This window comes from Rubrivivax sp. JA1026 (genome assembly GCF_011065555.1).
Classification (GTDB): Bacteria; Pseudomonadota; Gammaproteobacteria; order Burkholderiales; family Burkholderiaceae_C; genus Rubrivivax; species Rubrivivax benzoatilyticus.
The window spans coordinates 257793-266475 of record NZ_JAALCQ010000006.1 but is presented as its reverse complement, the minus strand read 5'-3'; the positions used below and the strand labels follow the sequence as shown (position 1 = coordinate 266475).

The window sequence follows — 8683 nt, the reverse complement described above, 5'->3', positions numbered from 1 at the left end:
GGGGTTCGAGCCCCCGACGGCCTACCAACACCTGCCGGCTGCAGGGCCGCGGCCTCGGCACAGGGCACAGGTCTCACCTCGCCGCCGTCGCGCCGACCGGCACCAGGTACAGCTCGCTCGGTTTGTCCAGCAGCCAGCTGCTGAAGACGAAGCTGCAGCGGATCTCCTCGCCCAGCGGCAGGTCTTGGCCCAGCGTCATGCGCATCAGGCGGAAGCCCTGCCGTTCACCCCGCCGGATCGGCGCGATCGCCGGCCCGGCCTTGCGCTGCTGGAAGCTGAAGCGCGGCGCGTAGCCTTCGCGCGCGTCGGGCGGGCGGCACACGACCTCGGTGAGCGGCCCGCCGGTGAACAGGTGCCGGTGGTCGTCCGGGTCGGGATAGAACTCCCACTGCAGGGTTTGGCGCTGCGTCGCTGCCGGGATCGTCATGCGCAGCACCCGCGTGTCGTCGATGCGCTCGATGCGCCAGGTGCTGCTCGCCGGTGGCGTCGTCCACGGGAAGGGGCCCAGGTCCGGCACCTGCGCCAGCGCTCGTGCCAGCACCGCGTTGCGGGCCGCATAGGCCGCGGTCACGCACGCGGTGTCGGCGCCGCAGGCGTTGCGCTCGCGCAGCCAGCGGCGCTGCGTGCGGCGCAGGCTGCGGTCTTCCTCCCAGCGTTGGGTCAGCGCGCTGTAGGCCGCCGCCATGCGCGCATCCGCCCGGGCCAGGTCGGGGTCGGCGCAGACCAGGCGCTCGACGGGCGTGCGCGCGCGCTGGCAGTCGAAGCCGGGTTGCGCGTCGGCGCGCGGGCCGGCGTCTTGGGCCCGGGCCGTCGCCGACAGCAGCAACAGGCCGAAGAGAGCAAGCAGCGAAGAGGGCGTGGAGTTCATCAGGGTGTGGTGTTGCGAGTGTTCGAGCTTCTTGCCGAATCAGCGGCCAGCCAAGGGGCGCCGGTCAGGCCGCTTCTTCGACCGCTTCCACCCCCACCCACGCCCGGATCTGCGCCAGCTCGTCGGCGTCCAGCACCTTCTGCTCGCGCTCGCACAGGAACTGCACCTGGTTCACCAGCCGCGAGCCCAGCGTCGGCACGCTGTCCTGGCCCTGGCCGAAGACGTGGCCGTTGAGCTGCATGCCGCGCACCAGGAAGCTGACGTCGCGCTGGCGCACGCGCATGCCGGCCGTCTCGTGGCAGCGGCGGCAGACCTGGTGCGCGGTGGCCGCGGCCTCGAAGCCGCGTTCGGCCAGCAGCTCCGACAGCGTGCGCAACACGAGCTGCAGGTCCGGCGGCGCCAGCATCGGCGCGCCGGTCAGCGCGCACACCTCGCGCACCACGGCGAAGGTGGCGCCGCGGCCGTGCCAGGGCGACTCCGGGTCCTGCTCGACGGCCGCGGCCTCGACCTCGTGGCGCGCCGGGTCGACGATGCGCCCGCCCGAGCCGCTCACCCACAGCAGCCGCGCCAGCCCGAGCGAACGGAAGAAGGCCTTGAACGTGCCGCCGCCGTTCCAGTTCTCCATGATGTCCGGGTGCTCCTGGCGCAGCCGCGACGCCAGCATGCCGGCGCTCACCGGCAGCGCCGACTCGTCGACCGTGGCCCAGATGCGCGTGGCGATCAGGCCCAGTTCGTCGTCGGTGGCCGGGCGTGGCGTCTCGCGCGCCGGCTCGGGCCGCGGCGCGGCGGCGGCACGCGCTTCGCCCGCTTCGGCCACGGCCTCGGGCGCCGGCTGCGCCAGCGCCAGCGCGTCGCGCAGGAACACCCGTTCGTCGATCAGCAGGTCGGCCGAGGCCTGGTAGGCCGCCGACGGGAAACCGATCGCCAGCACCGTGGTGCGGCGGTCGTAGCGGCGCAGCTTGCGCAGCACCGGCGTGAAGTCGGCATCGGCCGAGAAGACGATGAACTCGTCGCAGCGTGTCTCGTGCTGCAGCAGGTCGACGATGTCCAGCACCATGTGGATGTCGGTGCTGGTCTTGCCCTGGCTGGTCACCGGCGGGCAGTCGACGATCTCGAAGCCGGCGCGCAGGAAGGCGTGGCGGTAGGTCTGGTACCAGTTCGGGTTCAGGTAGCAGCGGCGCACCAGCAGCCGGCGGCGCTCGCCGTCCTCGTGCGGCTCGGGCAGCGCCAGCGCGCTGGTCAGCCAGCCGATCCACTCGGAGGGATGCCGCGCGAAACGTTCGGCGGCGTCGGGCTGCAGCTGGCGCAGCTGCGAGAACACGTTGTCGAAGTCGACGAACAGGGCGCTCTTCATGGCGGTGGGGGCTCCCGGATGCGCGGGCGGCCGGCAGGTTAGCCGATCCGCCGCCGCCTGAGGCGCCTCACGGCCCGGGCGGCGGCTCCCAGAGCTCGATCTTGTTGCCTTCGGGGTCCAACACCCAGCCGAACTTGCCGTACTCGGAGTCGTCGGTCTTCTCCGGCACCTGGCAACCTTCGGCACGCAGGGCCTGCAGCAGCGCGGCCAGGTCGGCGACGCGTTTCATCCTGGCCTCTGATCGATTGCCCCGCAGACGCCGCGCAGGGTGGGCAGCGGGTGCCGGTCTGCCATCCCCGAGGTCGGTGCGGGGACACGGGCCGGGGCACCACCACGGCTGCGCCTCGCGACGCGGCGTGCGGCCTCAGCGCGGGGTGTGCCGCAACGCCCACTCGCGCCGCAGCAGCCCGTAGATCGCGCTGTCCGACACCTCGCCGCCGACGATCCAGCGCCCGCGCAGCCGGCCTTCGAGGCGGAAGCCCAGGCGCAGATGCCGGCCGCTGTGCAGCGCTTGCAGGTCGCTGTCGATCGCCTCCTCCGCCTGCGCCGTCGAGGTCCACGGCGGCGTGCTCCAGAAGCGCATCACCTGCGGGTCCGAGAAGATCGTGAAGACCGCCTCGGCGTCGTCGTGGCGGTAGGGGCGCAGCGTCAGGCGCTCGGTCTGCAGCGGCAGCGCCGGAAAGCGCGTCATGGCTGCGTCATCGGCAGCTCAGGGTTTGCGGTCCGCCGGGTGGTGCACGCCGTTGCTGACCGGCACGTTCTCGATCAGGAACGGGTCGATGCCTTCCAGGCAGCCGACGTTGTAGCCGTACTGGTCGGGGCGCGAGCGCCGCTGGTGGTGGGTGTAGATGCCGCAGCGCGAGCAGAAGTAGTGCTTCGCGACACGGGTGTTGAACTGGTAGAGCGTCAGCGCGTCTTCGCCCTGCACGATGCGGATGCCGGCCAGCGGCACCGAGCCGACGACGGCGCTCTTGCGCCGGCAGATCGAGCAGTTGCAGCGCCGCGGGTCGACGATGCCGTCGGGCAGATGCAGCTCGAGCACCACGGCGCCGCAATGGCAGGACAGCCGATGGCGGGTTTGCACCAGCACGCCGCCGACGGACTGGATCGTTCTGAGCTGGCTCACGGCGCCTCGCGAAATGAGGGGAAGGCGCGCTGATCACAGGCGCCGGCGGGCCGCGGTCTCAGGTCGTCAGCTGCACGGCTCGCCCGATGAACAGCACCGGGCCGGTCGGGCGGTCCAGCGGCGAGCCGCCTTCGGGTTCGAGCGTGATCTCGAACAACTGCTCGGCGCGCATGCCGGGCAGGCGTTCCAGCGGCAGCGCCACTTCACCGCCGGCCCGCAGCAGGCCCAGCGAGCGCGGGCCTGGCGCGCCCGGCGCCTTGGTCCAGAACTGCAGGCTGCGGCCTTGCGGCGGCGTGTCGCCCGGTGCGACCGGCTGCAGCCGCAGCTGGCCGCGGCCTTGCGCGTCGACACGCACGTCGACGAGCCAGCCGTTGCCGCCGCCTTGCGGCGCCTGCAGCACCGCGACGTAGCGTTCCGCGGGGGCCGTCGGCCGCGTCAGCAGGGTGCCCCCCAGCAGCACGCTGGCTGCCAGTGCTGCGCCGCTGAGCGACTGCCAGAACACCAGCCGCTGCCACCAGCCGGGCGCGCCCGCGGGCCTTGGCCGGGCGGCGGGCGCCGCCGGGCCCAGCCGGGCCTCGATGGCTGGCCACAGACCGGGCGGCGGCTCCACCGGCGGGGCGTGCCGTGCCAGCGGCAGCAGCCGGTCCTGCCACCCGGCGACCTCGGCGCGCAAGGCCTGATCGCCTGCCAGCGCAGTCTCGAAGGCGCGCCGCTCGTCCGGCGCGAGCGTGCCGAGCACGTACTCGCCGGCGGCGGCACTGCGTTCGTCGGGTGTGTCGAGCTTCATGCCAGGCACTCCCGCAGCGACAGCAGGCTGCGCCGGATCCAGGACTTGATCGTGCCCAGCGGTGCGCTCAGCTGGCGCGCGATCTGCTCGTGCGTGTAGCCGTCGACGAAGGCGTGCAGCACGCAGGCGCGGCGCTCGGCGTCCAGGCGGTCCAGGCAGCGCTCCAGGCTCGCTGCGTCCAGCGCCGGCTCGTCGGTGGCAGGCAGGCGTTCGGCCAGCCCGGCGAGCTCGTCCGGCTCCAGGGCTTCCACCGGCTCGCCGCTGCGCACGACCTTGATCGCCTGGTGGCGCACGACGGTGTAGACCCAGCCGCGGCCGGAGCCGAGCGCCGGGTCGAAGGTCGCCGCGCGCTGCCAGATCTGCAGGAACGCGTCCTGCAGCACGTCTTCGGCCACAGCCGCGTCGCGCACGATGCGCCGCGCCACGCCCAGCAGCCATCGCCCCTCGCGCTCGTACAGCGCCCGCAGCGCAAAACGTTCACCGCGCGCGCAGGCCTGCAGCGCGGCGTCGTGGTCGAAGGCGTCTGAACGGACGGGCATCGGCGACCTCGTGCCCGGGCCGGGAACCCGGGTCGAGGCGATTCCAGGCAGCGGTTCCGAGCGCGTGCAGCGCTCAGACCGGCTTCCAGAAGATGTAGTCGGCCTGGTAGCCGACGACTTCACGCTGGCCGGCCGTGGTGGCGTCGCAGGTCCTGGCCGGGGCGACGCCGCCGCGCGTGGCGACACGCTGCACGTGGCTGACGCCGGCCAGCGGGCCTTGCATCGGCGCCGTGGCCTTGACGAGCTGCAGCGGGATCGAGCCTGCGGCCGCCGGTGCCACGGCGAGCTGGCTGCCGGTCAGGCGCTGGCCGTCCGCCGTCTCCCAGGTGGCCGGCGGGCCGTAGTAGCGGCCCACGGCCTTGCCGTCGCGCGCGCGCAGTTCGGCGTCGGGGCCGACGAACGCCCATTCGTTGCCGGCTCCGCCGGTCTTGGCGCGGCACTCGTAGGTGATGCGGCCGACGCCCACCGTCTCCCAGACGACGCGGTGGCCGGCCGGCACCTGCACGGCCGCGGGCAGCATGCCCTGGTCGAAAGCAGGTGCGGCGGTCCTGGCCATGCCGCCGCAGGCGGCAAGCGTGAGGGTCAGACCCAGGGCGGTGATGGCGGTCAAGGCGGTGTGCATGCAGGAGTCTCCGGTGCTTGGTCCAGGTGGGGCCGGTGCCTTGGGGCGCCGGCCGAGGCCGATCGTTTCGGCTCTCGTCAGGGACTAGCCGCCGGATGCACGCTTGGATGCAGCGGAGAAAGAAATATTTACGCCAGGGGCCATGCGGCGTGCGGTCAGGCGCGCACGCCGGCCCTGCGGCGCGGTGCCGCACCGCAGTGGCCGCCGCCGGCGGCTGCAGGCCGAGCGTGCCGCAGCGTCACACGGCCGACCGGCCTCAGAAGGTCTGCCAGTCGTCGTCGGCGGTCTCGGCCTTGGCGGTCGTGACCGGCGCTGCCGCGGCGACCGGCGCCGGGCGCGCCGCGGCCGGACGGGGCGCCGCCGGGCGTTGTGCGGGGGGCGCCGTCGGCGTCGTCACCGCCGGGGCCGCGGTCGGCGCCGCCGCCACCGCGGGCGCCGCGGCCGTTCGGCCGGCGACGCGGAACACCGCCACGGCGTCGACCAGCTGGCGTGCCTGGGTGCGCAGGCTCTCGGCGGCGGCGGCGCTCTCCTCGACCAGCGCGGCGTTCTGCTGCGTCGCCTGGTCCATCTGCGCCACGGCTTCGCCGACCTGGGCGACACCGTCGCTCTGCTCGGCGCTGGCGCTGCTGATCTCGCCGACGATGTCGGCCACGCGGCGGATCGACGCCAGCACGTCCTGCATCTTCGCGCCGGCCTGATGGACCAGCGCATTGCCGCTGTCCACGCGTTCGACGCTGGTGCCGATCAGCGACTTGATCTCGCGTGCCGCCTCGGCCGAGCGCTGCGCCAGGATGCGCACCTCGCCGGCGACGACGGCGAAGCCGCGGCCCTGCTCGCCGGCACGCGCCGCCTCGACGGCGGCGTTGAGCGCCAGGATGTTGGTCTGGAACGCGATGCCGTCGATGACGTTGATGATCTCGGTGATGCGGCGCGAACTCTCGCTGATGCCGTCCATCGTCTGCACGACCTGGCCGACCATCTGCCCGCCTTCGGTGGCGACGGCGCTGGCCGCGGCGGCCAGCTGGTTGGCCTGCATCGCGTTGTCGGCGTTCTGGCGCACCGTGGCGTTGAGCTCCTCCATCGACGCGGCGGTCTGCTGCAGCGCGCTGGCCTGCTGCTCGGTGCGCGCCGACAGGTCGGCGTTGCCGTGCGCGATCTGGTGGCTGGCGGTGGCCACGCCGTCGGCCGACTCGCGCACCTCGGCGACGATGCGTGCCAGGCTGGCCTGCATGCCGGCCAGGGCCTGCAGCAGGCGGGCGGTCTCGTCGCGGCCCTCGGCGACGATGGTCGCCGACAGGTCGCCGGCGCCGATCGCTTCGGCGGTGCGCACGGCGCGTTCGATCGGCCGCGTGATCGACCGCGTCGCGACGATGGCGAAGCCGGCGCCCAGCAGCGTGGCCAGCAGCGCGCCGATGGCGATCGTCCACTGGCTGCGTTCGGTCGCCGCGGCGAGCCCGGCCTGGCTGGCCTCCAGCAGCTCCTGCGAATGCGCGGCCACCGCGTCCAGCGCCTTCTGGTAGTCCTGGGCCACCGGCAGCAGCAGGGTGTCGACGTCGGCATACACCGACTCGCCGCGTTCGACCCGCTCGTTGAGCTCGCGGCGCACGTCGGTGTAGCGCACGCGCACGTCGGCGACCTTGGCGATCAGCGCCTTGCCTTCGGCGTCGTCGACCATCGCCACCAGCGCCTTGTGCACCACCGCGGTCTCGGTCGAGATCTGCTCGACGTCCTGCTTCATCTGGGCCTGCAGCGCCGGGTCGGAGCTCTTCAGCGAGGCCGAGACCTTGGTCCAGCTGATGCGGAGGTTGGTCGCCCACTGGCTGGCGAGCTTGCTGCGCTGCTCGTCCTTCTGCACGATGGCCTCGCTGGCGGCGCGCAGCTCGCCGAGTTGCCAGATGGCCGCCGCCGCGACGGCGACGGTGATCGTCAACACGAGCCCGAAGGCCAGTCCCAGGCGGGCGCCGATGCGCAATTGGTTCATGCTGCTCCAGAAATGCTCGGTGAACGGCGTGAGCGTCGACTGGCGGACGCCGCAACCACTGCCTTCGGTATCGGCGCCGCCTTGACGCACTTCATGCGCGCGGACCGAAGTGGGGGTCGAGCGTGAATTCCTGCACGCCCGAAATCCACGAAAAGCATGCAGTCAATGAAAACGCAATTGCTTGCGGTGGCGTTGTGGCTCGCGATGCTTGAGCAATGTCATGCGATGCAAGCGGGAATCCATGATGTCCTCGGCGCAGCCGAGCGCGTACCGTGTCCGCGTTGGAACCTGCGGAGGTGCCCATGAGCCTGGAGACCCCCTTGTCCACCCGCAGCCTGGAGGCCGGCGCCGTGCTGGCGCAGGCCCAGCCGTGGCAGAGCTTCCCGGTGACGCTCGATTCGGCGGCGGTGTCGGTGATGACCGACCTCACGCAGGTCAAGGCGGCCACCGTCGCGCCCGGCGCGACGCTGCGCCAGGCCGAGCAGACGATGATCTACCAGGGGGTCCGGCTGCTGTTCGTCGTCGCCGAGTGGCCGGCGATCGAGGGCCTGATCACGAGCACCGACCTGCGCGGCGAACGTGCGCTGCGTCTGGTGCAGGAACGCGGCCTGCGCTGGGCCGAGATCACCGTCGGTGACGCGATGACGCCGCGTTCGCGGCTCGACGCCATCGAGCATTCCCGGCTGCAGGGCGCGCGGGTGGGCCATCTGGTGGCCACGCTCAAGCGCCTGGGGCGCAACCACCTGCTGGTGGTCGACGGCGGCGGCCCGGGCGTGCCGCCGCGGCTGCGGGGGATCGTCTCGCGCTCGCAGATCGAGCGCCAGCTGGGCCGGCCGGTCGACGTGGTGCCGGTGGCGACCAGCTTCGCCGACCTGCCGCAGATGCTGGCCTGAGCCGGCCGCGCCCGCGTGTTACTGGGCGCGCGTGACCTGCGGCGCCTTGCTCACGCGCACCTTGCCGCCGGTGGTCACGATGATGACCGCGTCGCCGGGCTGGAGGTTCTCGTTGCCCTTGGCCTGCACGATGGCGCGGCGTTCGCCGCTGCGCAGCTGCACGAGGATCTCGACCGCGTCCTCGCGCGTGCCCATGCGCTCGACGGCGTTGCCGACGACGGCGCCGGCCACCGCGCCGAGCACGCCGACGGCGACGCTCTCGCGCCGGCCACCGACGCTGGAGCCGGCGATGCCGCCGATCACGCCGCCGCTGACGCCGCCGATGCCGCTCTGCGAGCCTTCGACGACGACCGGCCGGGTCGACAGCACGGTGGCGTCGATGACGGTGCTCATGCGCTGCGCGTCACCGGGGCTGATGACGTCGGGGCTGGTGGTGGAACAGGCCGCCAGTGCCAGCACGGCGGCGGCGGCGATCAGGCGCTTCATCGCGGGGAACCTCCTCATGACAGTGCA

Annotated in this window: 11 protein-coding genes; 1 reads left to right on the top strand and 10 read right to left on the bottom strand. The window is 72.9% G+C overall.

All coding sequences use genetic code 11. From position 1 onward, the window contains the following. Nucleotides 1–73: 73 nt before the first annotated feature. From G5B56_RS12575 to G5B56_RS12535, 9 genes are all read right to left on the bottom strand, one after another. On the bottom strand, nucleotides 74–868 hold the full coding sequence (locus G5B56_RS12575; RefSeq protein WP_164963406.1) for a lysozyme inhibitor LprI family protein: 795 nt from the start codon (nucleotides 866–868) through the stop codon (nucleotides 74–76). Between the two features lie 64 nt (nucleotides 869–932). Then, complete coding sequence (locus G5B56_RS12570; protein ID WP_164963405.1) at nucleotides 933–2222, bottom strand: NYN domain-containing protein; 1290 nt, start codon at nucleotides 2220–2222, stop codon at nucleotides 933–935. A gap of 67 nt (nucleotides 2223–2289) precedes the next feature. Beyond that, entirely contained in the window at nucleotides 2290–2451 is a 162-nt protein-coding gene (locus tag G5B56_RS12565; protein ID WP_164963404.1) for a VOC family protein, read from the bottom strand. 135 nt (nucleotides 2452–2586) lie between these two features. Then, entirely contained in the window at nucleotides 2587–2913 is a 327-nt protein-coding gene (locus G5B56_RS12560) for a GNAT family N-acetyltransferase (protein WP_164963403.1), read from the bottom strand. Between the two features lie 18 nt (nucleotides 2914–2931). After that, a complete protein-coding gene (locus tag G5B56_RS12555) occupies nucleotides 2932–3309 on the bottom strand; it encodes a GFA family protein (protein WP_240920807.1) in 378 nt (125 codons plus the stop codon). Between the two features lie 97 nt (nucleotides 3310–3406). Further along, nucleotides 3407–4135, bottom strand: a complete 729-nt coding sequence (locus G5B56_RS12550) for an anti-sigma factor domain-containing protein (RefSeq protein ID WP_164963402.1) — start codon at nucleotides 4133–4135, stop codon at nucleotides 3407–3409. Further along, nucleotides 4132–4674: a sigma-70 family RNA polymerase sigma factor gene (locus tag G5B56_RS12545; protein ID WP_164963401.1), complete on the bottom strand. Its 543-nt coding sequence runs from the start codon at nucleotides 4672–4674 to the stop codon at nucleotides 4132–4134. Before G5B56_RS12545 ends, G5B56_RS12550 begins: the two co-directional genes overlap by 4 nt. Nucleotides 4675–4747: 73 nt before the next feature. Beyond that, a complete protein-coding gene (locus G5B56_RS12540) occupies nucleotides 4748–5296 on the bottom strand; it encodes a DUF3455 domain-containing protein (protein WP_164963400.1) in 549 nt (182 codons plus the stop codon). A 256-nt stretch (nucleotides 5297–5552) separates the two neighbouring features. Continuing rightward, nucleotides 5553–7277, bottom strand: coding sequence for a methyl-accepting chemotaxis protein (locus G5B56_RS12535; RefSeq protein WP_164963399.1), 1725 nt, complete (start codon nucleotides 7275–7277; stop codon nucleotides 5553–5555). A 320-nt stretch (nucleotides 7278–7597) separates the two neighbouring features. Between G5B56_RS12535 and G5B56_RS12530 the strand changes: the two genes are divergently transcribed. After that, on the top strand, nucleotides 7598–8170 hold the full coding sequence (locus G5B56_RS12530; RefSeq protein WP_009858335.1) for a CBS domain-containing protein: 573 nt from the start codon (nucleotides 7598–7600) through the stop codon (nucleotides 8168–8170). An 18-nt stretch (nucleotides 8171–8188) separates the two neighbouring features. Here G5B56_RS12530 and G5B56_RS12525 read toward each other — a convergent pair whose 3' ends face one another. Continuing rightward, complete coding sequence (locus G5B56_RS12525) at nucleotides 8189–8656, bottom strand: glycine zipper 2TM domain-containing protein (RefSeq protein ID WP_009858336.1); 468 nt, start codon at nucleotides 8654–8656, stop codon at nucleotides 8189–8191. Nucleotides 8657–8683: the final 27 nt, after the last annotated feature.

Coding starts and splice junctions, on each gene's coding strand:
- G5B56_RS12545 (WP_164963401.1), bottom strand. CDS start 4,674: ATGCCCGTCCGTTCAGACGCCTTCGACCACGACGCCGCGCTGCAGGCC.
- G5B56_RS12560 (WP_164963403.1), bottom strand. CDS start 2,913: ATGACGCGCTTTCCGGCGCTGCCGCTGCAGACCGAGCGCCTGACGCTG.
- G5B56_RS12570 (WP_164963405.1), bottom strand. CDS start 2,222: ATGAAGAGCGCCCTGTTCGTCGACTTCGACAACGTGTTCTCGCAGCTG.
- G5B56_RS12550 (WP_164963402.1), bottom strand. CDS start 4,135: ATGAAGCTCGACACACCCGACGAACGCAGTGCCGCCGCCGGCGAGTAC.
- G5B56_RS12565 (WP_164963404.1), bottom strand. CDS start 2,451: ATGAAACGCGTCGCCGACCTGGCCGCGCTGCTGCAGGCCCTGCGTGCC.
- G5B56_RS12535 (WP_164963399.1), bottom strand. CDS start 7,277: ATGAACCAATTGCGCATCGGCGCCCGCCTGGGACTGGCCTTCGGGCTC.
- G5B56_RS12540 (WP_164963400.1), bottom strand. CDS start 5,296: ATGCACACCGCCTTGACCGCCATCACCGCCCTGGGTCTGACCCTCACG.
- G5B56_RS12575 (WP_164963406.1), bottom strand. CDS start 868: ATGAACTCCACGCCCTCTTCGCTGCTTGCTCTCTTCGGCCTGTTGCTG.
- G5B56_RS12525 (WP_009858336.1), bottom strand. CDS start 8,656: ATGAAGCGCCTGATCGCCGCCGCCGCCGTGCTGGCACTGGCGGCCTGT.